Source organism: Occallatibacter gabretensis (genome assembly GCF_001449115.1).
In the GTDB taxonomy this organism is placed as follows: domain Bacteria; phylum Acidobacteriota; class Terriglobia; order Terriglobales; family Acidobacteriaceae; genus Telmatobacter; species Telmatobacter gabretensis.
On record NZ_LAIJ01000009.1, the window covers coordinates 1,978,555 to 2,002,255 of the forward strand.

Annotated in this window: 16 protein-coding genes; 6 read left to right on the forward strand and 10 right to left on the reverse strand. The window is 58.6% G+C overall.

Features of this window, described 5'->3' with window-relative positions; genetic code table 11:
* Positions 1 to 15: 15 nt before the first annotated feature.
* Together VO84_RS14605 and VO84_RS14610 are read right to left on the reverse strand one after the other, a co-directional pair.
* Positions 16 to 1,428 carry a cytochrome P450 gene (locus VO84_RS14605; protein WP_058188317.1) on the reverse strand — a complete coding sequence of 471 codons (1,413 nt, stop codon included), beginning with the start codon at positions 1,426 to 1,428 and terminating at the stop codon, positions 16 to 18.
* Between the two features lie 107 nt (positions 1,429 to 1,535).
* The gene (locus VO84_RS14610; protein ID WP_197414034.1) at positions 1,536 to 2,705 is read right to left on the reverse strand and encodes a fatty acid desaturase family protein; all 1,170 of its coding nucleotides are present in this window, start codon (positions 2,703 to 2,705) and stop codon (positions 1,536 to 1,538) included.
* A 468-nt stretch (positions 2,706 to 3,173) separates the two neighbouring features.
* Between VO84_RS14610 and VO84_RS14615 the strand changes: the two genes are divergently transcribed.
* A complete protein-coding gene (locus VO84_RS14615) occupies positions 3,174 to 6,632 on the forward strand; it encodes a fatty acyl-AMP ligase (RefSeq protein ID WP_058188319.1) in 3,459 nt (1,152 codons plus the stop codon).
* Between the two features lie 9 nt (positions 6,633 to 6,641).
* On the opposite strand, the gene VO84_RS14620 is transcribed toward VO84_RS14615, so the two are convergent.
* Positions 6,642 to 7,427 (reverse strand): hypothetical protein, encoded by a 786-nt coding sequence (locus tag VO84_RS14620; RefSeq protein WP_058188320.1) that lies wholly within the window; start codon positions 7,425 to 7,427, stop codon positions 6,642 to 6,644.
* Positions 7,428 to 7,512: 85 nt separating this feature from the next.
* Here VO84_RS14620 and VO84_RS14625 point away from each other — a divergent pair, with 85 nt between their 5' ends.
* Positions 7,513 to 9,726 (forward strand): MMPL family transporter, encoded by a 2,214-nt coding sequence (locus VO84_RS14625; protein ID WP_058188321.1) that lies wholly within the window; start codon positions 7,513 to 7,515, stop codon positions 9,724 to 9,726.
* 205 nt (positions 9,727 to 9,931) lie between these two features.
* Positions 9,932 to 10,729 carry a hypothetical protein gene (locus VO84_RS14630; protein ID WP_058188322.1) on the forward strand — a complete coding sequence of 266 codons (798 nt, stop codon included), beginning with the start codon at positions 9,932 to 9,934 and terminating at the stop codon, positions 10,727 to 10,729.
* Positions 10,730 to 10,905: 176 nt separating this feature from the next.
* Here the strand turns inward: VO84_RS14630 and VO84_RS14635 are convergent, their stop codons facing one another.
* The 6 genes from VO84_RS14635 to VO84_RS14660 form a co-directional block, all read right to left on the reverse strand.
* Positions 10,906 to 11,853, reverse strand: a complete 948-nt coding sequence (locus VO84_RS14635; protein ID WP_058188323.1) for a sirohydrochlorin chelatase — start codon at positions 11,851 to 11,853, stop codon at positions 10,906 to 10,908.
* Positions 11,854 to 11,867: 14 nt separating this feature from the next.
* Positions 11,868 to 12,113 (reverse strand): hypothetical protein, encoded by a 246-nt coding sequence (locus VO84_RS14640; protein WP_058188324.1) that lies wholly within the window; start codon positions 12,111 to 12,113, stop codon positions 11,868 to 11,870.
* A 298-nt stretch (positions 12,114 to 12,411) separates the two neighbouring features.
* On the reverse strand, positions 12,412 to 13,596 hold the full coding sequence (locus tag VO84_RS14645; protein ID WP_082661992.1) for an HD domain-containing phosphohydrolase: 1,185 nt from the start codon (positions 13,594 to 13,596) through the stop codon (positions 12,412 to 12,414).
* Between the two features lie 432 nt (positions 13,597 to 14,028).
* Positions 14,029 to 15,462 (reverse strand): bifunctional UDP-N-acetylglucosamine diphosphorylase/glucosamine-1-phosphate N-acetyltransferase GlmU, encoded by a 1,434-nt coding sequence (glmU, locus tag VO84_RS14650; protein WP_331458421.1) that lies wholly within the window; start codon positions 15,460 to 15,462, stop codon positions 14,029 to 14,031.
* The gene (locus VO84_RS14655) at positions 15,459 to 16,895 is read right to left on the reverse strand and encodes a M16 family metallopeptidase (RefSeq protein WP_058188793.1); all 1,437 of its coding nucleotides are present in this window, start codon (positions 16,893 to 16,895) and stop codon (positions 15,459 to 15,461) included. Before VO84_RS14655 ends, glmU begins: the two co-directional genes overlap by 4 nt.
* An 83-nt stretch (positions 16,896 to 16,978) precedes the next feature.
* Positions 16,979 to 18,499, reverse strand: a complete 1,521-nt coding sequence (locus VO84_RS14660; protein WP_058188326.1) for a M16 family metallopeptidase — start codon at positions 18,497 to 18,499, stop codon at positions 16,979 to 16,981.
* 133 nt (positions 18,500 to 18,632) lie between these two features.
* Here VO84_RS14660 and VO84_RS14665 point away from each other — a divergent pair, with 133 nt between their 5' ends.
* From VO84_RS14665 to VO84_RS14675, 3 genes are all read left to right on the forward strand, one after another.
* Positions 18,633 to 19,910, forward strand: a complete 1,278-nt coding sequence (locus VO84_RS14665; protein WP_058188327.1) for an amidohydrolase family protein — start codon at positions 18,633 to 18,635, stop codon at positions 19,908 to 19,910.
* A gap of 76 nt (positions 19,911 to 19,986) precedes the next feature.
* On the forward strand, positions 19,987 to 20,391 hold the full coding sequence (locus tag VO84_RS14670; RefSeq protein ID WP_058188328.1) for a hypothetical protein: 405 nt from the start codon (positions 19,987 to 19,989) through the stop codon (positions 20,389 to 20,391).
* A 110-nt stretch (positions 20,392 to 20,501) separates the two neighbouring features.
* Positions 20,502 to 22,958, forward strand: a complete 2,457-nt coding sequence (locus VO84_RS14675) for a 3-hydroxyacyl-CoA dehydrogenase/enoyl-CoA hydratase family protein (protein WP_058188329.1) — start codon at positions 20,502 to 20,504, stop codon at positions 22,956 to 22,958.
* A 234-nt stretch (positions 22,959 to 23,192) separates the two neighbouring features.
* On the opposite strand, the gene VO84_RS22880 is transcribed toward VO84_RS14675, so the two are convergent.
* On the reverse strand, positions 23,193 to 23,567 hold the full coding sequence (locus tag VO84_RS22880) for a hypothetical protein (RefSeq protein ID WP_058188330.1): 375 nt from the start codon (positions 23,565 to 23,567) through the stop codon (positions 23,193 to 23,195).
* Positions 23,568 to 23,701 lie beyond the last annotated feature (134 nt).

Below are 23,701 nucleotides of genomic sequence, written 5' to 3' on the forward strand. Positions count from 1 at the left end.
CCAACAATCGCCGTCTTAACCGTGTGCCACAGGACAGCCAGTTGCGTGTTCCACTCGGTAGGGTTTCGGCGTGGGCATTTCACGCGCGGCAGCCTTGGTAAACGTCATGCGGATTCCGTTCTTTGGCCGCAGAATCACCATCGCGCGTTCTTCGATTGTCTGGCCCGGAACCAGCTCGAAATCATATTTTCGGAGCACAGCACTCAGAATCATGAGAATCTGCAGCATCGCATATTGATTCCCAATGCAGACCCGCGGTCCGCCTCCAAAGGGCAGATAGGTAAACGGCGCGCGCAGCTTCTCATTCGCTTTGGTAAAACGTTGCGGGTCGAAACTCTCGGGATTCTCCCAGTACCGCGGAGCGTGATGCGCTCCATAGACATAAACAATGACCGTAGAGCCTTTGGGTATGCCAATCTCCCCGACACTGTCATCCTCAACAGCCACGCGATCCACCATCCAGAAGGGTGGATAGAGCCGGAGACTTTCCTGAATGATCTGCGTGGTGAATTCAAATCTGGACACGTGTGCGTGGCTTAAAGGCTCGTTGCCACAGATCGAATCAAATTCTTGGCGAACTTTTTCAAGACAATCGGGTCGCGAACTCAACAGGTAGAGAAGCCATGACAGGCCATTCGATGACGTCTCATGCCCGGCCACCAGCAACTGCATGCTCTCGCTCAGCACCAGCTCATCGCTCATACCTTGGCCATCGCTGTAACGGGCGTCCATCAGCGTCTGCAATAGATCGTGACCCGGTTCCTGGCCGCGGCGCTGTTTGATGTATGCCATCAGGACGCTGTCGGCGCTGGCGCGCATCTCTTCATGCCGGCGCAGCTCACCGGAGGCAGCAAACCAAGGATTTAGGTAAGGCTGAAGCGTCTGCCGAACAATAAATTCCTGAACAGTGCAGATCGTGTCGCTGACCAGGTGAATGTCTTCGTCCTTCAGCTTGGCGCCAAACAGCGAACGGGCGACCATCGCGAAGGTCATCTTCATCAGGTGAGGGTAGATATCTACAGGGCCTGCCTGGATTTCCCTGTCAAAATCCTCGATCGACTCAGTGAGGGAGTCCTGCATGATGAACGACAGAGCTTCCAGTTGTTTTGGAGCAAAGCCCGTCTGGATGAGCCGCCGCTGTGTGCGCCACGCTTCTCCATGGGTCGTCAGCAGACCTTTGCCCAGGAAGTGGCCCATCCGCTTCACTTGAATTTCGGATTTCTGGTAGTTCTCCGCATTCGTCTTCAGCACATGCTGAATGACGGCTGGATTGGTGGTGATGATGACTTCTTTCAAACCACCCAGGTAAAAGCGGAATGTGTCGCCAAGCTGTCCTGTGTACTTTGACAGAACCTCCACGGGATTGCGGGCCATGGCTGGCGAATCGGCAAAGGAGCGAAATCGGGAAACTGCAGGTATCGACGGCAACGTTACTCCTCGCTGCCCGGGTACGTGTCTGGACGCCTGCATAGAACCGCGGAGAGTCCCATTTTCGTCTGCCGGAAGCGGTCGGATAGTCCCAGGAAAACAATCAACTATTCAAATGAGTCTTGGTTTCCCAGTTGCTTCAAAAGTATCAGATGATGCCAGACTGCGCGGGTCATGGTGGGATGCTGCCGGTAAGCAATGCCAAACTCTTCCGCGGTCTGCTTCACAATCCGGGTCAGTGGAGCATAGTGCGTATGGCATACAAAAGGGCATAAATGATGCACGATGTGATGATTGAGCCCGCCGGTAAGCCAGCTTACAAGCGGGCTTTCCGTCGCATAATCAGCCGTCGTGGCAAAGATGTGATAGACGCCGTTCTCAAACTCGCCGCGGCCCGCGGGAAAGTACGTGCTGTCGATCGTATGCGTTGTCTGGAAGACCAGCGCCACGCTCAAGCCGATGATCAAATGGACCAGCACAAACGCCACAGCCACCAGCAGCGGCGATTTGCCCAGCACCAGCACCGGCAAAATGAGCATATACGTCAGGTAAAAGGCCTTCCCCGCAAAGAGGATCACGTATTCCCGCGCCGGATGCCGCGTACGCCTCAGATACTCATGGGTCGGGAAGAAAAAGCATTCGAAATCCCGCACGAAAACATAGTCGAGCGAAAATATCGCGTACAAAAATAGCGCATAAATGTGCTGGAACCGCTGCAGGGGCTTGCGCGGTTCATGGGGTGTAAACCGCAGAATGCCGCGTCCGGTCAACGCGTCGTCTTCGCCGTGAACGTTGACGCAGGAATGGTGGCCGCGATGATGCAGAATGCGCCACATATACGAGCTGATTCCGCAGAGATCGAAGACATAATTCAGCGTCTTGTTGACCGACGGCGCGGATGAGATCGCGTTGTGGTTGCTGTCGTGCGCGATGTTGAGCAAAAGGAAGGTCTGCGCCAAACCGCCCAAAACATAAAGGGCGACAAACACCCACGCATTCGGTCTCAGCGCGTACAGAGCAATCCAACCGCCTGCCAGCACCGCCAGACCTGCGGCAATCTTGATCCACATCGCGCTGTCAGCCTTAGGCGAGAGGTTCTGGTCGGCAAAAAATCTGTCCAGGCGGCCGCGCAGGACCTTCGGAAACGAAGCCGTAACTTCCGGTTCGCCGCCGGTTAGTCGCGACGAGGCCGCGGCTTGCCGAAGCAGCAGCTCCGATGGCACAAGATCCTCTATTTCCGGCTTGAGAGTAATTACCGCTTCAGTTTCAGACGTCACCGGCGCCTCCGCCAATCCTGTTGAGTCGATCCGGCGCATCTGAATCCGCGGAATGCGGGGCCTTTAGCATCGGCGGGCCCAGCCCGAAAGCAGATCGGCAGCGGAGTGGATGCCCACCGCCATCAGCGTCTATTGCTGATACTAGCGTGAAGATTCGCCGTGAATCAAGTAAACGCTGTCAATCACTCAAATTAGGGTGACTCGGCTGCTTCGCTGCCAAAAATTTGCCTGCCATTTAGACCCATTGCTCTGCTAACATAAGTCGCATTGCTTCACGGCTCTGCTAACATTGATACACAGGATCGAGCGACTTCCGGGCGCGCTATCTTTGCGCCTTGCCCTGCGCTCCAATTCCGCACTCCGAGCCCTTGCCGCATTTCCTGTCCCCGGGACCACCGGAGCAACGAGATTCGGGGCACCGAGGCTTTCAGTTTTTCCATTCAACCGCGGGGGTATTGCTGAACAAATATGGCGTCGATCTTAGACCAACTGGACCGGTTGGGGGATGAGCACCCACATAAACTCCTTTACTCATATATCGACCTGAACGGTACTCAAATCGAAGGCTATACCTACGCCCAATTTCTCCAGCGGACGAAGGCCATTGCCGGACATCTGAAGAAGCAGCATCGTTTTGCGCCCGAGGACCGGGTTCTGCTCGCGTATCCGGCGGGCCTCGAAATGATCTGCGCGTTTTTTGGCTGCGTTCGCGCCGGCCTGATTCCCGTCCCCGTTTATCCCCCCAGTTCCCGCGGCTTCCAGAGCGCTCTGTACAAAATGGTCCACATTGCCAAGGACTGCCAGGCAGCGGCGATTTTGACCAGCAGGGACTACCACGCATCTCTCAAGACCAATCTCGCCCGCAGCGGAGTAGCGGCCTCAGGCGTGGATGTTGACTACATCTCCAGCCTGCCGTGGATTGTCACCGAAGACTTCGTGGACATGATTCCGGACGCGCATTTGAACGGCTCGTCGAATGGCGCTCTGCACAACGGCCTGAATGGCGCTTCGCACAACGGTTTGAATGGCAATTCGCATGGCGCTCTGAACGGTGCGTCCAACGGTGTCGCCCACGCCCTATCGAATGGCTATTCAAATGGCGCATCGAACGGCAACGGCAACGGTCACGCCAAGTCGAAAATCCTGTTCCTTCAGTACACTTCGGGATCCACTATGGAGCCCAAGGGCGTCATGGTGACGCACCAGAACATCCTCGAGACCTGCCCGCTCGTCATCGATCACACCTCGCCAGTGGTTGTTTCCTGGCTGCCTCAGTATCACGATATGGGACTGATCGGCTGTTATTTGTATCCCGCGCTGAGAGGCGGAACGACCTACGGCTTTTCTCCCACGGACTTCATTCAACGCCCGATCCTGTGGTTTGACGCAATCCAAACCTATCGCGCCACGGCAACAGCGGCTCCTAACTTCGCGTACGACTTCTGCCTGCGCGCGGGAAGGCTCTCCAAGGAGAGCATGGAAGGCTGTGATCTGAGTTCGCTGCGCGTGTTGATGTGCGCCGCGGAACCCGTCAAGCCGGACACGTTTACGCGATTCCTGGAAGCGTTTCAGCCCTACGGGCTCAAGTCGGAGAGTTTTTACGCCGCCTACGGGCTGGCTGAAAACACTCTGGCGGTTTCGCTCGGCGGCCGCACCATCGTATCGGTCAACAAGCGTGCCCTAGCGCTGGGCAAAGCGCGCATGACCACTGAGGTTTCGGAAATCGATGCGTCCGCGCAGATTGTCAGTTGTGGAACCCCACTTGCGGGTCTTGACGTCAAGATTGTGGACCCGGAACAGCACAATGCGCTCGCGCCCGGCCATGTCGGCGAAATCTGGCTTGCCGGAAGCGGCAAGTGCCTGGGCTATTGGAATAACCCGGAGCTGACGCTGAAGCAATTCCGCGCCCGCCTGGCGGACGACAGCCCCTATGACGACGGCTATCTGCGCACCGGCGACATGGGATTCATGCATGACGGCGAGCTCTTCGTCTGCGGCCGCATCAAGGACATGATTATCCTTCGCGGGCAGAATTATTACCCGCAGGACATTGAGAACGTCGTCGAGCGCGCCTCCAGCCTGATCCGGGGCAACTGCGTCGCCGCGTTCCAGATTCACGAAGACAGTGAGCCCGCGCTGGCCATCGTTGCCGAAGTCAAAAATCCCAAGTCGCTTCCCGATGCGCGGAAGATCGCCTCGGCGGTTCGCAACTATCTCAACGTGGAAGTAGCGTTGATCTCCTTCATCGCTCCCCGCGCCATCCCGAGAACCAGTTCCGGCAAGATCATGCGCCAGAGGACCCGGCAAATGTGGCTCGACGGCGAGTTCACAGTCCTCACCGATTATTCGCGGGAAAAAGACGCCGGCGCCTGCGCTCCCGATTCCGGCATCCAGTCATCCTTCGGCGTATTGAAGGCCCGCTACAACCTCACCGGTCAGGAATCCTACAACCTGGTCGAAGCCGGCCTTGATTCCCTCGATCTCGTTGTCTTCATGCACGAGCTCAAGGAACTCCTCAAGGACAAGGGCGCAGAGATGCTCGCCCGTCAGGTGGATATCGGCGTCATTCAGCGCGTCAGCGTGGCCGAGCTGTTCCAACTGGCAGAACATCTCGAAAGCGCTCCCGAAGAGGCTCTGGTTCAGTTGCGTTCTTCGCTTGCAGTCTTCCGTGAAGAACAGCGCGCAGCGGAAAAAGAGATGATGAGCAACGATACAAAGCTCGTCTTCACGCCTCCGGCTCTTTCGCCCGTCCCCGCAACACCCGCCATGAATCATGTTCTGCTCACCGGCGGTACCGGATTCATCGGACCGTTCCTCATCAAGAGCCTGCTTGAGCAGACGCGCGCCAGAATCTACGTCCTCGTTCGAGCCTCCGATGAAGTGCAGGGCATGTCCAGACTGCGTGCGGCAATGGAATCCATGGGCACTTGCCCGGCCGGCCTGATGCAGTCCTTTGAGGCGCGCGTTACTCCCATCTGCGGCGATCTCGGCCAGCCAAACCTTGGCCTTGCGCAGGATGCATGGGATTTCCTTGCCAGTGAAATGGACACCGTCTTCCATAACGGAGCCACGGTCAACTACCTCTTCAACTACGACCGCATGCGCGACGCAAACGTTCAAGGGACCAACGAGGTCCTGCGGTTGGCATTTGAACAGCGCACCAAGGAATTCAATTACGTCTCCACCACCTTCGTCTTTGGCTGGGCCGTCAAGAGCGTCCTCTACGAGACGGACATGAATCAGGACATGGAGCTGCTCGATTTCGGATACAGCCAGTCCAAATGGGTCGCCGAACAGGTGGTTGCAGACGCCCGCAGCAAGGGACTCCCGGTGCGCATCTTCCGGCCCGCGCTCGTCAGCCCCTCCATCAACGGCGGAGGCAACAACTTCGATATCGCCGTGCGCCTGGTTGCCTTCATGATCAATCACGGCATCGGAGTCGATGCCTTGAACCAGGTGAGCTTCACTCCCGCTGACATCGTGGCCAACAATATCGTTGCCATTTCAAACACTGCGGGCACCGGCAACAAGACTTATCATATTGTCCGCGACGATTACGCCAACATGCTCGACATTACCGGCCTCATCACCAAGTCCACAGGCCGTCAATTCGACATCTTCAGCGTGGACGATTTCGTTCCCGAGCTTATCCGCAGATGCCGCAAGGAAGACCTGCTCTTCCCGCTGCTGGACTTCCTGGTCGGTTCCGTGGACAACATCACTGCCATGGAGTTCAAGCGCTACGACAACTCTGAATATCAGGCGGCTCGCGACGCTTCCAAATGGGGCATACCGGATCCACCGCTCGAAGACGTAGTTAGCGGCATCCTGAAATTCATGAACCGCAAGGGAATTATTTCGATTGCGGCTCGTGAGCCCAGTGAAGCGGCTTCGCCTGCTGACAGTCTTGCTTTGAAGGACGTATAAACCGGTCAGCTACTGCTTTTGAAACACCAGCTTCTCGGTTACATGTTGGCCGGTTTCCAGAGTTCCGGTGGTGGTAAGCGTCATCTGCTTCCCATCGCCGGAGACCACCCACCTGTCCTTCTGCGCAATCTGATTGTCCCGCCGGTACATCGCATCCACAGTGTGAGCGTCCACAAGCTGAAGCGTTACCGTATCGTTGCGGGAGTTCTTCAGATCGTATTGCTTGCCGTCAAAACGGGCCGTGTAGCTGAAATCCCCCGAAAAGCGGACCCCACCCCCTCCATCGGCCTCAATCTTCAGCGCCAATCCCTGCCGCATACGGCTCTTGTTCTCATCCTGGGTCCACTCTCCGGCCAAAGGGTCAGTAACGCTCTTTGCGCCTCCGCTGCGCGTCCAAACTGTAATTTGATCGGTCGGCCCCTTGCCGGCAGCCGTGCGGGAGGTCGTAATCGTCAGCTCGTTCCCATCATTCGAAAGCTTGTTGTGAACCGTCGCTACCAACGCGCCATCTTTCGTCTCTTTGGCCTCAAACTGCTTCTTATCAATTTTATGCAGCTGAACCTGATCGAATCCCAGGTTGCCCGGCGCTGGCGATTGGTGCCCGTTTGGTTTCGCGGTGAAATCAAAGTGGGTTTCACCCGACATCACCACATGCACTCCGCCATGAGCTGAAGTGACGGTAAGTTTGTTGGCCGGATCCAGGGCAGACTGCGCCGAGGTAAGCGTCCAGGAGCCAATGCGGGGGTCCTGCTGAGCATTGGCGGCTACAGAGGAAACGGCAAGCAGTGCGAGCAAGGGGAGTTTAAGAATTGGTCCTCCTAAGCTGGATGGGCTCATCCAACGGGTCCAATGTAGCAGGTTTGTATGACATCATGGGCACATGCATGTGCGCCGCTTCTGGGTGGCCGGGGTAGTCCTTGTAGCCGTCCTCGCGCTTCTTCCATTCTCGTTTCACGCCGAGCGCCATCTGGAGACGGCGACCCGCGTTGAAGGCAGCGAAGCGGAAACTGTCCAGCAGGAGCTGGCCACTCGCTTTCGGTCGCCATTTGTGGACCGCGTAGTCCTGGTAATCCGGGGAGTTCCCCCTGCGGATTCGCAGGAAGGCGAGCAGGTATTAACCACCATTGTGGCGGCATTGCGCCAGGAGCCCGGCGTCTCCGGAGTTGTCTCTCACCTCGATCTGCGCGATTCGGTTTTCCTGGGCAAGGGCGGCGGAACGTTTGTCCTCATAGGGCTTGAGTCCACAGACGGGTCCCTGGAATCGCTCGTTCCAAAACTGCACCAGCTCGACAGCTCTCTTGAAAATCAGCTCCGTGGCCGATATCCGGCGATAAAGCTCCAACTCTCGGGCGAGCTCCCACTGAACTTTGATATCCGCAAAGCAAGCGCCGACGATGTGCGCCACGGCGAAACCCTGGTCATTCCCGCCACCCTTATACTTTTGTTGCTGGCCTTCGGCAGCCTATGCGCTGCGCTGATTCCATTGGCCGTCGGCGAGCTAGCCATCGCAACAACCCTCGCCATCGCCGGATTCATGGCCCAGCGCTGGCACCTGTCCATCCTGGTGCAGAATCTGGCCACCATGCTTGGCCTTGGCCTAGGAATTGACTACGCGCTCCTCATGGTCAGCCGCTTTCGGGACGCCATCTGCACAGGGTGCCCCGGACCGGAAGCGTCGGTACTGGCGGCTCGTCAGGCTGGCCGCACACTCTTGATTTCAGCCTCCACCGTGGCCATCGGATTTCTGGCTCTTCTGACCGTTCCCATCAGCGAAATCCGTTCCATCGGCATCGCGGGAGTCCTGGTGGCAGGATTGTGCGTGCTGCTGACCAACACTCTCGTTCCGGCAGTCATGGCCCTGCTTGGCCCACGGATTGACGCTGGCCGGTTGCCCTTTACTCCCAAGCTGGATCCGCAACGCCTGGAGCGCGTGGGAAGGCGCTGGAGGAAATGGGGAACGGTGGTTATAGCGCATCCCTGGCGCGCCCTCTTTATCGCGGGCATCCCCATGCTCCTGCTCGCCTGGCAGGCCACTCGGCTCGATACCAGTGTTCCCAGGGGAGATTGGCTTCCAAAAACTGCGGAATCCGTCCAGGCGCTCCACGCCCTTGAACAGATGGACCGCGCCGGCGTGGTTCAGTCCCTGCGCGTGATTGTCGAGCTTCCTGCGGATTCCATAGCCCAGACCGATGCCGGGTGGAATGCCATCGATCGCATCTCCAAACGCCTCGCCGGCGACCCTCGCTGCGCCCGCGTCATCTCCATCACCACCATTGCGGAAGGCAAGCGGGATAACCTCAGCGGCCTCCCACGCGAGACGCATCGATCGTTTCTCAGCAGTGACGGGCACGCGGCGCTGCTTGAGGTAATGCCCGCAACTTCGCTCGCCATGCGCGATCAAGTCGATTGGGTTCGCCAGATTCGCAGCACCGGCGCGGCGACTCTTACAGGCGTTCCCGGCGCCACACTCAGCATCGGAGGCATCCCGGCACTCAACGCGGACTATCAGACGATTATCGGGAATCACTTCGCGCCGGTGACCGCAATGGTGGTTGTGGGAACGCTCGTCGCGCTCCTGTGCGGCTTCCGGTCGCTCTTTGCCGCCATAAAGGCCATCTTGCTGAACCTGCTCACCGTTGCGGCCTCCTTTGGAGCATTGATTCTGGTGTTCCAGTTGGGATACGGAAGCAGATTCCTCGGAGTTCCCGGTGGAACCGGGAGCATCTTCCCCCTCGTTCCCATCGTCACCTTCGCCATCGTCTTCGGCCTCAGCATGGACTACGAAGTCTTCCTGGTGGCGCGCGTCCTGGAAGCGCGGCGCAGCGGAATGAGTGAAGAGGACGCTATCCCGGAAGGCTTGGCCAGAACCGCGGGCCTGATCACCAGCGCCGCCGCAATCATGATCGTGGTCTTCGCCGCATTCACCTTCGGCAATTTCCTGGTGGTCAAGATGATCGGATTTACGCTCGCCATCGCCGTGTTGCTCGACGCCACGCTTGTCCGAATCGTAATCGGTCCCGCGCTCCTTCGCATTGCAGGCGATTGGAACTGGTGGCCAGGCGGACTCGCCCCATCACGCAAGCACACGTTATAGCGGACAGCGGCTCCTGCCCGCCTCCGACCAAGCTATTGAAATCAAAACTTGCGCCATAAATCGTCCCGCCCAGAGTCGGAAAAATTCCGCGTATCAATTAAAAATTTGTCTTAGATCGTGGCTTCTCTCAACTCCCGGCCAAACTAATCGTCCATCGTGTTAGAGCAGTTCTTATGCTCATCGTTTCTTACTTGAAGAGGTTCCTATGCGCAGACTACAGTTTGTCTCCATCCTTGCCGGTCTCACCATCGTTCTTTCCGGTCCCGCCCTGTTCGCTCAGGGGCCCGGTGATGGTCCGGGGTTCTTTCACCGTTTCGACCGCGGCGATCATTTCGCAGGACAGGCAAAAGGCCCTTACACCGCCACCTGGTCCGAGCAATCGGTGCAGCCGCTGACCAACGGCACCACAATCACCCATACATCCACTACGAAGATTGCGCGCGACACCAGCGGCAGAATCTATGAAGAGGTTCACCGCACAATGGCCACGCGTGAGAACAACACGCCGCATGAAGTCGTGTCGTATCACGTTCATGATCCCGTAGCCCAGACAGAAACCTCCTGGAGTTCAGAGACGAAGACGGCAACTGTCTTCCACCGGCCCGGTTCCGCAGCGGCTGATGCGCGGCGCGGTGCCCGTATGCAGCCGGCGGGAGACGCGGAGCAGCCCGCAACAGGCAGCCGTCCACAGCCAGACGTGCAGCGCGAAGATCTCGGCGCAAAGACCATCGCCGGTGTCGCTGCGCAAGGCACGCGCACCACGCATGTGATTCCCGCCGAGCGGCAAGGCAACGACGCGCCCATCACCTCAACGCGTGAAGTATGGCGTTCCGCAGAAGGCGTCATCCTGGCCAGCACCGAGACCGATCCGCGTTTCGGAACCAGCACGCGCACGGCAACTGCATTTCAGGCAGGCGAGCCCTCTGCCGCGCTCTTCCAGGCGCCGCAGGGTTATGCGCTGCAGCCTGCAACGCGGCCGGAGCACGGACCCGCCGTTCAGTAAAGACCGAAACTCATCTGCGCAAGAAGGAATATAGAAATCGGCATAGCAGAGCGCATAATCGCTTTTGCTATGCCGATTTCCTTTTGTCGATTCTGTCTCAATCTCAACTCAAACAATCCCACCCGGTCGGCAATTGTTGGGGAAGGGAACCCCGCGTCATTTCATCTCCAAACGTGTCAATGAGACGACTGCGATGCTTCTTCTGCAATCACCCAGTTCACAATGCGTTTGTCCGGCAGCAACGCCTGCGAAGGCATTCTGTAGCTAAGGCCATCCAGCCGCTTCCGTAACCCATCTTCAATGCCTCCGTAAGAAAGCAGCAAAGGAACAATCAGAGCCGTATTCCCATCCTTCGTAACTTGCTCCACCTTCTTCCGAAGCTGCGCAGTCGCAGCATCCCGCACAAGATCATCCGCGTTGTCACGCGGCGTCAGGCAATCAATCGCGGCATAACGGTTCGTTGCACGCATGCGATCCGCGAGAAGACCCATATCGTCCAGCCAGAGCTTGTTATCGTCATCCGGCACCGGCCCATGCGCAACAAGGATCACAACCTCATGCGCTGGATCGTGGCTGATCGAAGCAGCGCGATCCATGAGAATATTGGCAACAATGGGATGCGCGTCGAGCGCCGACGCCATCCGGATGGGAACCGGCGATGTGATTGGCTTCATCGCTGCGGCCGCAGCTGCGGAATCCTGCATGGCACCGTGGTCCATCGCTCCCGTCATGGACCCATGATCCATGCCGGCAAATTCCTTCAAGTCCTCCGGCATCTGCGTCCGCAAGCCCAGCAGGTATGCCTGGCTCTCGATCACCGAGCTGTGCGAACTGACGAACAACGGAACCGCGACGATCTCCGTAACCTTGCGGCTCGCCAGCCGTTCAATCGCCGCCTGGATGCTCGACCGCGTAGCCATCCCGAAGGCAACTTCCGTCGGTGCCTGCAAGTCCACCTGATCCGCCACATGACGGACTTCTTCGTTCCAATCCAAAGATCCGCCATGCGCCAGCAGCAGAATGCCGGGGCGCGGAACCTTTTGCGTCGCAGCCGGAGGGGTCTGCACAAGCGCCGTAATCGGAATCAGAGCCATCAGGACGGATGTAAGCAGGATCTTCTTCACTATCTAAACCTCTTTCAATGAGTCAGCCCGCTCTTCGTCTCGGGAAACATCCGGAGATTCCCACCCACATCTTCACTCGATTCGTGAATCTTCGTGAGCTTATTCGCGGCAGCGGTCATCAGCGTGGCCATCTGTTGAAACGCGGTCAGATCAAGATTGATCGTGACCGGACCGACACTGACATGGATCGAATTGCATTCACACATGCGAACCCGCCCCAATCCGGGACGGTCAGCAAGGATGATGTTGATGTCGTGCATAGGGTTCTCCCTGTCTTGTGATTCGCACGGAAGTACTTCCGAAGCGCTTTTTAAAATACGACCAAATTAGTCCGTATTTGTTTTACACTAACCCACCCGCCGAATTCAAACAAGGGGAAGATCGCTCTTTGTCTCACAATTTGCCGGCAAGTTCTTCCTGGCCTGGATGCGTCTCCAGTGCGGTAGAAGCATTCACGGGTAACTGGCAGCAGGTTCCGGCTTGAAAGTTGGCGAATCGCCGTTCAAGGCCGATCTACGCCGATGAGTTGTAAATTTAGGGGAATTTAGGGGCGCTTTTCTATTGCTTATCTGCCATTTGCCGGGCCAGCGCCTCGGCCGCCATATCCGCGGTAGTGTATCGCCTGGCTTGTCCATTGATCTCTGCGCGCAGCTCGTACCACAGCTCGTTCGGAATTTTAAGAAACGCTTCCACAACGGACGGATCAAATTGCGTTCCGGAGCAGCGCAATATCTCGGCCCTCGCCATGTCAAAGCCCCCCGCCGCGCGATACGGCCGGTCGCTGGTAATCGCATCCAGCGTATCCGCCACGGCAAAGATGCGCGACCCAACGGGAATCTCCGTTCCGCGCAGCGCGCTTGGATAGCCCGTGCCGTCAAAGCGCTCCTGGTGGCTGAAGACAATCTCCGCCGACCCGCGCAGAAACGGAATCTTCCGCAGAATATGGTAGCCGCGCGTGCAGTGCTCGCGCATAATCTCCTGCTCCGGATCAGTCAGCGGGCCCGGCTTCCGCAGAATGTTGTCCGGAATCGCCATCTTCCCGATATCGTGCAGAAATGCTCCGCGCGCAATCGTTTTAATTTCTTCCGGAGTCAGCCCCATCGCCCGCGCCAGCGCAATCGTGTACGCCGTCACGCGTTTCGAGTGGCCCTCCGTCTCGGCGTCTTTCAAATCAAGCGCGTCGCCCAGCGCCTCCAGCGTAATGTCATACGAGTGTTCCAGGTCCTGCATCGCCTGGCGCAGCATCTCTGTCCGCGCCATTACGATCCGTTCCAGGTTCTCCTGGTAACTGCGATTTTCGAGCATCTGATGGCTGTGTTCGAGCGCCCGATGCACAGAGGCCACCAGGTGTTCGCGCTCAAACGGCTTCAGCAGATAATCAAACGCGCCTCGCCGCATTGCGTCGATGGCCACGCTGATGTCGTGTACCGCCGTCACCATAATGACCGGCAGGTAGGGATGTTGCGCCCGTATCCGCTCCAGCAGCGCCAGCCCGCTGCCATCTTCCATCACAATGTCGGTGAGAACCGCATCGAAGGTATCCTGCTGAAGCATCTCCAGCGCTTCACGCCCATTGCTCGCAAGATGTACATGATGGCGGTGGTGCTCCAGCGTAGCGCCCATCATGGCGCGCACATTCGCTTCGTCATCCACTATAAGGATTCGGCCCGGACCGCTACTCTTTGCTGCGGAGCCCTCGGGGGCTTCCGCGCCTGGTGCGGTTTGTGTCGCATTGCGGCGCATTTGCAATCTTTGCAGCTCCTGACAGCCTGTAACGGTGCGGCCTGTTTTTAGCGACTCCAGACTGACTTTCCGTCAGCCCACCGTCGTCTCAGGCCACCCTTTCTGTTGGATATGCGTAAACCGCTCTTGCTGGTTCCAATCTCTCATGCGCTTTAGGGTAAAAGCGAACCATGGAAGCAGGCATAGCATAGTGTATATCGGCGAATACCGCAAAAACTTTCCCGTGGTCGCGAATAATCAGCCGTACTCATCACCGCTCTATGCAATTCCATACTAAAGACACACTGCAAAAAGAGTTACTAAATAGACTGATGCGTTGTTACGCTATTTCGATCCCAATGTATAGAAAATATTTCGTACTGTACATCATGTAATAAACGAAGATCCCATTTTCGTTGATCCACGCGTAATCCAATCATAATCCGGCCAGGATCATCCTTTTTCCTGCTCCTGCCGCATCCGCTTGGACGCCGCCCAACCCTCTTTCGTCACCTGTCGTGCGCGTCCCACCGCCAGTGCATCGGCCGGCACATCGCGCGTAATCGTCGAGCCCGCTCCGATCAGCGCTCCATCGCCCACCGAAATCGGAGCCACCAGGATCGAGTCGCTCCCGACAAAGACTTTACTGCCAATCTTCGTCTTCGACTTCCGCACACCGTCGTAATTGGCCGTAATCACTCCCGCGCCAATATTGGTTCCCCCGCCAACCTCGGCATCGCCAATATACGCAAGATGATTCGCCTTTGTCCCCTTACCCAGCACGGCGTTTTTCGTCTCCACAAAATTGCCCACATGCACGTTCTCGCCCAGTTCCGTGCCTTCGCGCAGCCGCGAGAACGGGCCAATCTGCGCCCCGCTCGCCACCTTGCTCTCCACCATCACGCAGCTCTGCCGCACCAGCACCGCATCACCAAGGACGCAGTTTTCCAGCACCGAATAGGACCGGATCCGGCACTCACTTCCAATCACCGTCTTTCCCAGCAGCTGCACAAACGGCTCAATCACCGTATCCGGCGCAATCTGCACATCGGCGTCAATCACGCACGTCTCCGGACGAAAAATCGTCACTCCCTCCGCCATCAGCCTCTTTGCCGTCGCCATGCGCAGCGTCTGGTCCAGCGCCACAATCTCGGCAATCGTGTTCGCGCCCAGAATCTCCACCGCATCCGGGGCTTCAATCGCCACCACGCGCTCACCCGAGGCCCGCAGCAGCGCCGCCATATCCGTCAGGTAAAGCTCGCCTGCGCTATTGTTCGCCGTCAGCCGGGGCAAGTGCTCCAGTAGGGTCTTCGTGCGAAACACATAAATGCCGGAGTTGATTTCCCTGAGTCCATCCAAGTCACCATGCTCAGCCTTCAGGTCCCTCTGCTCCACAATCGCGGTCACTTCAGCCGATTCCGGACCCGCCCGCAGCACGCGCCCGTATCCCGTCGGGTCTTCGGGAGCAGCCGTCAGAATCGTCATCGCCGCGTGCTGCATTTGATGAAACTTCCACAGCTTCTCCAGCGTTTCCGTTTGAATCAACGGCACATCACCTGAAAGCACCAGGGTATTTTCGTAATCCTTGATCGCATCCGCCGCGCATTGAATCGCATGTCCCGTGCCACGCTGCTCGGTCTGTTCTACAAACTGCACGCCGGTCGCCGCCACGGCAGCCCGCACGCGCTCCGCCTGGTGCCCCACCACAGCAAAAATATGAGCCGCGGGCACAATGTGCTCCGCCGCCGCAATCACATGGGCCAGCAGCGGCTTGCCGCCAATCTCATGCAGCACCTTGGGCCGCCGCGATTTCAGCCGCGTCCCCTTGCCGGCGGCCATAATCACAATCGCCAGCTCTTTGGCGTCCACTTCCATCTCCTTACTCACTGCTGCTGCGCTCCGCCATCCCCAGGGCCGCCCTTCGGCATGCCGGGAATCGTCACATCCAGCGTATGCACCGTCCCCAGTTTCAACTCATCCAGCCCCGGCTTGATCTCCTGCTTGTTTCCCACCACCAGCACCGCCAGCTTGTCCGGATGAATATACTTCTTCGCTGCTGCTGACAGGTCCGCAAGCGTCACCTTGGGAATCGCTGCTTCATACTTTTCGAGATAATCAGGCGGATAGCCATAAAACTCAAGCCGCACCTGCTCGGCCAGAACCTTTTCCCTTGTGTCATAGCGGAAGAGGAATCCATTCAGAATGTCTTCCTGTGACCGCTTCAGCTCTTCCTCAGTAAACGGCTGCGTCGTCAGCCCGGCAATCTCATCCAGTGCCGCCTTCGTTGCGTCCACCGTAGAGACGCTCTTGGTCAGCACCTCCACATTGAAGATTCCCGGATGGTCATAGTCGAACGAGATACCACCGCCTACCGCATAGGCATCACCCATCTCGGTGCGTATCTTTTGAAAGAGCCGGCTCGAAAATCCACCGCCCAGAATGTCATTCATCACCGCCAGCGTCGGCACATCCGCATTGCGCCGGTCCGTGCCCAGCCCCACAATCTGCACATTGGACTGATTCACGTCTTCCTTGTCCACAAAGTAGAGAGCCGGCTTCGGTTCGCTGAAGCTTTCATGCCGCTGCGGCTCAGCCTTCACAGCGGGCAGCGATTCAAAGGCCGCGCGCAGCTTGGCCTCCATAGCCGCCCCGTCGAAATCTCCGCTCACCGCAATAATCAGCTTGCCCCCGATCGTTCTCCTGTGCCACGCCTCAAAGTCCGTCAGCTTCACCGCGCCAATCGTGGCCAGCTCCGCTTGTCGCGCATACGGACTCGCCGGTCCGTACACCAGCTTCGTTGCCTCGCGCCCCGCAATTCCAGCCTCATCGTCATTGCGGCGCACAATCCCAGCCGCCGCCTGTTGCTGCGCCAACTGTAGTTTTTCGGCGTTGAATTTCGGATGCAGAAGCAGATCCAGAGCCAGCGAAAACACCTGGTCCGAATCGCCTTTCAGCGAATCCCAGGACAGCCCGGTCGAATTCTCGCCGCCGGTTGTCTCGATATGCGCCGCGCGAGCCTCCAGAAAATCGTCCATCGCGTCGCCGTCCATCTTTGCCGTGCCGCTGGTGCGCCACGCCTCTCCGTACAGCGACACCATGCCGGTCTTGGCTGCATCCTCATCTCGCGCTCCGCCCGGAATCAGCACTGACCCGCTCACAAATGGCAGCTCATGATCCTCCTGCAGAAAGATCACAATTCCATTCTTCAGCTCCACGCGCTTCGGCATCTGCGGCTTGAACTCACGCAGCGGCGGAACCGGAATCTTCTCCCACGGCTTGCTCTGTTGCGCGCCAGCTATCACCGGAGCAATCATGGACATCAAACCCACCACAAGAATCGCAACGGCACGCACTGCTGCTACTTCAGTTCTGATCTCTGGTCTCTGATCTCTGATCTCTTTCCTCATTCCGCACCGCCATTCTTCGCTGCGGGAGCCGCTTCCGTCTCAATCCACGCGCTTGTCCGGTTGCTTGCCACAAACACCTCATTCGCCACGCGCCGAATATCCGCCTTCGTCACCTTATCCACTTTGTCGAGCTGCTTGAACAGCTCCCGCCAATCGCCGTATCGCGTCTGGTACTCGGCCAGCGCATTCGCCAGACCCTGGTTATCCGCAAGGCCGCGCAAAAGATCGGCCCGCGTCCGGGTCTTGAACATCTTCAGCTCGTCGTCGCTCACGTCCGTTGTCTTCAGCTTCTCAATCTCTTTATGAATCGCATCCCGCATCTCCGCAGGCGCATGCCCCGGCAGCGGAACCGCATAGAACGCAAACAGCCCCGGATACTTGTCTCCCGGATACGGACTGAATCCTTGTGCCTCCGCCGCAATCTGCTGATCCCGCACCAGGCTCCGGTACATCCGCGAGACTCGCCCATTCGACATAATGTCCGCAATCGCGTCATACACCGCGTCATCCGGATCACGATAGCTCGGCCTGTGGTATCCCTCGATGTAAAACGGCTGCGTCTGCTCCTTGATCGCCACCGTCTTCTCGGCAAACTGCTTCGGTTCCACCGTCGTCATCTCTTCCGGCTTCGGCCCGGCAGGAATGCGGCTGAAATACTTCTCCAGCATCGGCATCACTTCTTGAGCCTTCACGTCTCCCACCACCGCGACAACCAGATTCGAGCCGACATAATACTTCTTGTGAAAATCCATCGCCTCGGTCGCCGTAATCTGGCCCACTTCGCTCGGCCAGCCAATGCTGCTCCGCCCATAGGGATGTGCCACATAGGCCGTCGCCAGAAACTGCTCCAGCAGCCGCCCAATCGGGTCCGAATCCGTCCGCATCCGCCGCTCTTCCATCACCACGTTGCGCTCGGCATAAAACTCCCGCGGAACCACATCGGCAAGACGGCCACTCTCCAGCCAGGCCCACAGCTCCAGCCGGTTCTCGGGCATTGACCAGAAGAACAGCGTCTCGTCCAGGCCCGTCTCCGCATTCAGCCCCGCCGCGCCATTCCGCTCCGCAACTTCAGTAAACTGGTTCGGAATCACAAATGTATGCGCCTCATCCTGCGCCGCCTTGAACTTCGCCGCCAGTTCCTTCAGCTTCTCGGGATTCGCGCCCAGCGCATTCAGCTTCTCCGCCTCAAAGGCATTATTCGCGGCCTCTACCTTTTCGAGCGCCACCTTCTCCGCCGCATAATCCTTCGTCCCAATCTCCGTCGTTCCCTTGAACGCCAGATGCTCGAACATATGCGCCAGCCCACTATCACCCGACGGGTCGTCCACATCGCCCGCATCCACAAACGTCACATAGCTGAAGACCGGCGCCTCTGGCCGCTCGCAGATCAACAGCGTCAGCCCATTCGGCAGCACCTTCGTCGTAATCCGCTGTTCAAAGCTCTTCTGATCCTGCGCGCTCGCAATCCCGCACACAGCCGCCAGCGCCAATCCCGCCACCCAATGTCTAAACGCCATTCGATTCCCTCATGCTCCTTCCAACGTATTGTTCGTAGCCCCGCGCGTCAAACTACCGAACCACATCCTGCGCGCTTGCGTATACTTCGGCAGCAGCAGAAAACCTCGTCCCATCTGCTTTCAGGAGCCACTCATGCGGAAATGGATTCTACGCGCCGTCATCGCTCTCATCGTCCTCATTCTGGGCTTCGTTGCCGCCGCATGGCTCGTCTTCATCTATCCGCGCCGCAACTCCCATCCGCCGCTGCGCCTCGCCCACGGCACGCTCGTCATCCAGCACGCCCGCATCTACACATCGCCCACAGATCCGCCCATCGATGACGGCACTGTCCTCATCAAAGACGGCCTCATCGCCGCCGTCGGCCCCAACATCCCCATCCCAACCGACGCAACCCAAATCCCCTGCGATCACTGCATCGTCACCGCCGGCTTCTGGAATGTCCACGTCCATTTCACTGAGCCCAAGTGGTCCGGCGCTCAATTTCAGCCCGACGCCAAGCTCAACTCCCAGCTCGCCGACATGTTCCTGAGCCGCGGCTTCACCACCGTCGTCGACACCGGCTCCAATCCCTCCGATACCTTCGACATCCGCCGCCGCATCGAGCTCGGCCAGCTCACCGGCCCTTATATCTTCACTTCAGGCACGCCACTCTACCCTCCGCACGGCATCCCCTTCTACATCCGCGAATCCGCGCCTAAATGGCTGCAATCCCTCATGCCGCAGCCCGAAACCTCAGCCGAAGCCCAGCGCATCGTCCGCGAAAACCTCCACTCCGGCGCAGACATCACCAAGCTCTTCACCGGCTCATGGATTCAGCGCGGCCACGTCTTGCCCATGCCGCTCCCCATCGCCAAAGCCGCCGTCGAAGCCACGCACCTCAACGGCAAAATCGTCTTCGCCCATCCCTCCAACCTCGCCGGAATGCAAGTCGCCATCGACGCCGGAGTCGATGTCCTCGCCCACGCCGCCGACGACACCCGTGGCGTCACCCCGGAACTCCTCGCCAACGCCATCCACCACAACATGGCCATGGCCCCCACGCTCAAAATGTTCACCACCACCGTCACCATAGACCCGCACTACATGGACCCCATCTACAACGAGGTCCGCACCTTCCACTCCCTCGGCGGAACCCTCCTCTTCGGCACAGACGTTGGCTATATGACCGACTACACCACCGAAGGTGAGTTCGAAGGCCTCGGCAAATCCGGCCTCGACTGGAAAGACGTCCTCGCCATGCTCACCACCAACCCCGCCACCCGCCTCGGCCAATCCGATCGCAAAGGAACGATCACCCCCGGCAAACTCGCCGACATCACCATCCTCAGCGACGACCCCTCCACCGCACTCACCAACTTCTCCCGCGTGCAAACCGTCATCCGTTCAGGAGCAGTCATATGGCAGCACTGACCTCCCGGCAATCGCGCAGTCTGACTCCCCCGAAAGAGGAAGGCCGCAAAATCAAGAGTTTTGCTACTATCGAGCCATGAAAAAGTCTCTTCCGGTGGCGCTTTTCGCCCTCCTCCTCACCTGCGGCACTCTCTTCGCACAGTCCACCCTGATGCTCTCGAATGTGCGCCGCATCTACATCGAGAAGATGGCCGACAATCTGGACCAGTACCTGGCATCCTCCATCTCCAGTAAATTCAAGGGCAGCGTCACCGTCGTTCTCGACAAAAAAGAAGCCGACGCCGTCATGAAGGGCATTAACATCGGCGCGCAGACCACGGAAAAAGCCACCGTTCAGCTTGTCGACCTCGGTGAGCGTCAGGTCCTCTGGTCAGGCACCGCAAACGACCGCACGCTGATGACCCTCGATATCTCCCACGGCGGCCAGCAAAAAATCGCAGACAACCTCATCGGTCAGTTAAAGAAGGCGATGCGCAAGTAGCACAGCTTCTGCGGCAGCCCATCCTTGACCGCCTTCGCCGCGCCTCCGTATCCTCGCAGTCGAGCCGGCGCGTATGAATTCCGCGCGCCCACTCTGAGTCAGGAGCACGCATGAGCGCCACCATCCCCGCCGTCACCAACCCACTTGCCGAGTCCATCAGCACCCAGCCCCTCCTCATCCGCCGCGCCGCAGTCCTCGGCGCCGGAACCATGGGTTCCCGCATCGCCGCTCATCTCGCCAACGCCGGCATCCCAGTCCTGCTCCTCGACATCGTCCCTGAAGGCGCAAAATCCAAATCTGAGCTGGCAATCAAAGCCCTAGAAGCCCTCGCCAAATCCAAACCAGCCGCCTTCTACGATTCTTCCTTCGCCTCCCGCATCACCCCCGGCAACTTCGAAGAAGACCTGCCAAAACTCACCCAGTGCGACTGGATCATCGAAGCCGTCGCGGAAAATCTCGCCATCAAGCACGCACTCCTTCAACGCGTCGTCCCGCACCTCGCCCCGCACGCCATCCTCACCACCAACACTTCGGGTTTACCAATAAGCCAGATCGCCGAAATACTCCCATCCGAAGCAAAGAAAAAATTCTTCGGCACGCACTTCTTCAATCCGCCCCGCTACATGCGTCTGCTTGAAATCATCCCCACCCCGCAGACCGATCCCGCCCTCGCAGCATCCTTCGCCGCCTTTGCTGACCTCCACCTCGGCAAAGAAACCGTCTTCGCCAATGACACCCCAAACTTTATCGCCAACCGCATCGGCGTCTCCGTCATCTCCACCGCCGCCGCGCTCATGCTGGAGCAGGGCCTCACCATCGAAGAAGTAGACGCCCTGACCGGCCCCGCCATCGGCTGGCCGCGCACCGGAACCTTCCGCCTCGCCGATATGGTCGGTATCGACATCCTCGCTCACGTAGCAGCCAACTTCCCGCAGGGCGCAACGCAAAGCCCCTTCACGCCCATCCTTCAGGAAGTCGTTAAACGCGGCTGGCTAGGCGACAAGTCAGGTCAAGGCTTTTACAAAAAATCCCGCGCCGCCGATGGTTTCGAAGAACGCTCAGCACTCGATCTCAAAACCCTCGAATACCGCCCTCTCGCCAAAGCCGCCATCCCCGCGCTCGACATGGCCAAGAGCGCCCCCAACACCGCCGAAAAGCTGCGCCTTCTCCTGGCTGCCGACCCAACAAAAGACAAAGCCGCCCGCTTCCTCTGGCCGCTTTTAGCCAATCTCTGGAACCTCTCGGCCTCGCTCATCGGCGAAGCCGCCAACGACGCCCCATCCATCGATGCCGCCATGCGCGCCGGCTTCAACTGGGAGCTCGGCCCCTTCCAGATGTGGGACGCAGCAGGCGTCAAAGAAACCGTCGCCCGCCTGAAGGAGTTAAATCTCCCCGTCCCTCCCGCCGCCGAAGAACTCCTGCAATCCAAAAACACATCCTGGTACGCCTCAGACGGCCCACAATGCTTCAATCCCGTCTCCAACCACTGGGAAACCATCCCCGCCCAGCCCGGCCACGCCCGCGTCGCCGACTTCCGCCGCAGTCACAAGGTCATCCGCTCCAACTCCGGCTGCTCGCTCGTTGATCTCGGCGACGGCATCGCCTGCATCGAGCTCCACACCCTCAAAAACGCCCTCGGCACAGACGTCACCAGCTTCATTGCCTCCGTCCTCAAGCCAGATTCGGAAGCCGTCCGCGACTTCTCCGGCTTCGTCATCTCCGGTGACCGCGAACACTTCTCCGTCGGCGCAAATCTCATGCAGCTGCTCCTCGCCGCGCAGGAAGGCGAGTGGGACGAGGTCCGCGGAGCCATCGCCGCCTTCCAGCGCATGACCTCCTCCATCAAGTTCTGCCCCCGCCCCGTCGTGACAGCTCCGTTCGGAATGACCCTCGGCGGCGGAGCCGAAATCAATCTCCACGCCGCCCGCCGTCAGCCCCACGCCGAAACCTACATCGGCCTCGTCGAAGCTGGTGTCGGCGTCATCCCCGCCGGCGGAGGTACCAAGGAACTCCTACTGCGCTCCATCGACGCAGCTGCCGCCCTGGCGCCACCCGACCCCAAAGACCCACCTTCCCGCTTCGCCCAATCCGCCGAGCTGCTCACCGCCCTCAAGCGCTCTCTCGAAACCATCGCCATGGCCAAGGTCTCCACCTCCGCCTTCGACGCCCGCTCGCTAGGCCTGATGGCCCCCTCAGACCGCATCACCCTCAACCGCGACCGCCTGCTCCTCGACGCCAAAGCCCAGGCCCAGGCCCTCGCCGAATCCGGCTATGCGGCTCCAATCCCGCGCACCCAGATTCCCGCTCCCGGTCTCGCCGCCCTGGCCACGCTTGAAACCGGCATCTATCTCATGGGCGAAGCCGGCTTTGCCTCCGAGCACGACCAGAAGGTCGCAAAGTGGGCCGCCTACATCCTCTCCGGAGGCCGCATCACCGCCGGCGCCCTAATCTCCGAGCAATACCTCCTCGACCTCGAGCTCGAAGCCTTCCTCTCCCTCTCCGGCGAACGCAAAACCCAGGAACGCATCGCCCACACCCTCAAAACCGGCAAGCCATTGCGAAATTAAGAAATGGTTTGTCATCCTGACCCCTGGCCGCCGCTCTCCCACAAAGACTTGTCATCCCGAACGGAGCCGTTTTCTTCAGGCGAAGTGAGGGATCTGCGGTAGCTCTTCGCTCGTTCCACCCCAACATTCGGGTGCCCCAGGTCCCTGTCGCTGGGACCTGGAATACCACAAAAGCAAACCTGCGATCGTGGGTAGGGTGGGATAGCACTCCCGTCTGCTCCCCACCAACGACCCTCACGCTTGCATTGGCGGAATAGCTTCCGCAAGCACACTTTGTATAGGCCGGTTCTTATACACGCAAAAGTAATAAATCAGTGCTCCGATGATGCTTGTGAAGACCAAGAGAACTAGCCACAACCCCTTCGACCAAATCGGCAGATTACTTGTAAATGCGCAATCCAAAATCATTCCGAGCCAAGCCACAGTAATGCCAATCGCGAAGAACGAGCCAATCAGACAAGGAAGAATCCAGACGGCCAGCGGCCACGTTTCGATCGCATTGGAGGTGTCGAAGCCGCACAGAACAGCGACGATGCAGAAGGCCAGCATAATTCCAATTAAGGAAGGGGTACGAATAAACACAATCCGGTAGAAGGTTCGCAGTGCCATTTAAGTTCTCGCTAGTTCGGCGTCGATTGTAAAGAAATTGGTTCAGTCTAGGCGCATCTTTTTCGCGCATGGGTGGGATAGCACTCCCGTCCGCTCTCCCACCAACGACCATCATCCTGACCGTAGCCGTTCTT

Excerpts from the sequence above, each read along its gene's own strand:
- VO84_RS14615 (WP_058188319.1), top strand. The coding sequence starts at position 3,174 with ATGGCGTCGATCTTAGACCAACTGGACCGGTTGGGGGATGAGCACCCA.
- VO84_RS14625 (WP_058188321.1), top strand. The coding sequence starts at position 7,513 with ATGCATGTGCGCCGCTTCTGGGTGGCCGGGGTAGTCCTTGTAGCCGTC.
- VO84_RS14630 (WP_058188322.1), top strand. The coding sequence starts at position 9,932 with ATGCGCAGACTACAGTTTGTCTCCATCCTTGCCGGTCTCACCATCGTT.
- VO84_RS14640 (WP_058188324.1), bottom strand. The coding sequence starts at position 12,113 with ATGCACGACATCAACATCATCCTTGCTGACCGTCCCGGATTGGGGCGG.
- VO84_RS14645 (WP_082661992.1), bottom strand. The coding sequence starts at position 13,596 with ATGCGCCGCAATGCGACACAAACCGCACCAGGCGCGGAAGCCCCCGAG.
- VO84_RS14655 (WP_058188793.1), bottom strand. The coding sequence starts at position 16,895 with ATGTCCATGATTGCTCCGGTGATAGCTGGCGCGCAACAGAGCAAGCCG.
- VO84_RS14660 (WP_058188326.1), bottom strand. The coding sequence starts at position 18,499 with ATGGCGTTTAGACATTGGGTGGCGGGATTGGCGCTGGCGGCTGTGTGC.
- VO84_RS14665 (WP_058188327.1), top strand. The coding sequence starts at position 18,633 with ATGCGGAAATGGATTCTACGCGCCGTCATCGCTCTCATCGTCCTCATT.
- VO84_RS14670 (WP_058188328.1), top strand. The coding sequence starts at position 19,987 with ATGAAAAAGTCTCTTCCGGTGGCGCTTTTCGCCCTCCTCCTCACCTGC.
- VO84_RS14675 (WP_058188329.1), top strand. The coding sequence starts at position 20,502 with ATGAGCGCCACCATCCCCGCCGTCACCAACCCACTTGCCGAGTCCATC.
- VO84_RS22880 (WP_058188330.1), bottom strand. The coding sequence starts at position 23,567 with ATGGCACTGCGAACCTTCTACCGGATTGTGTTTATTCGTACCCCTTCC.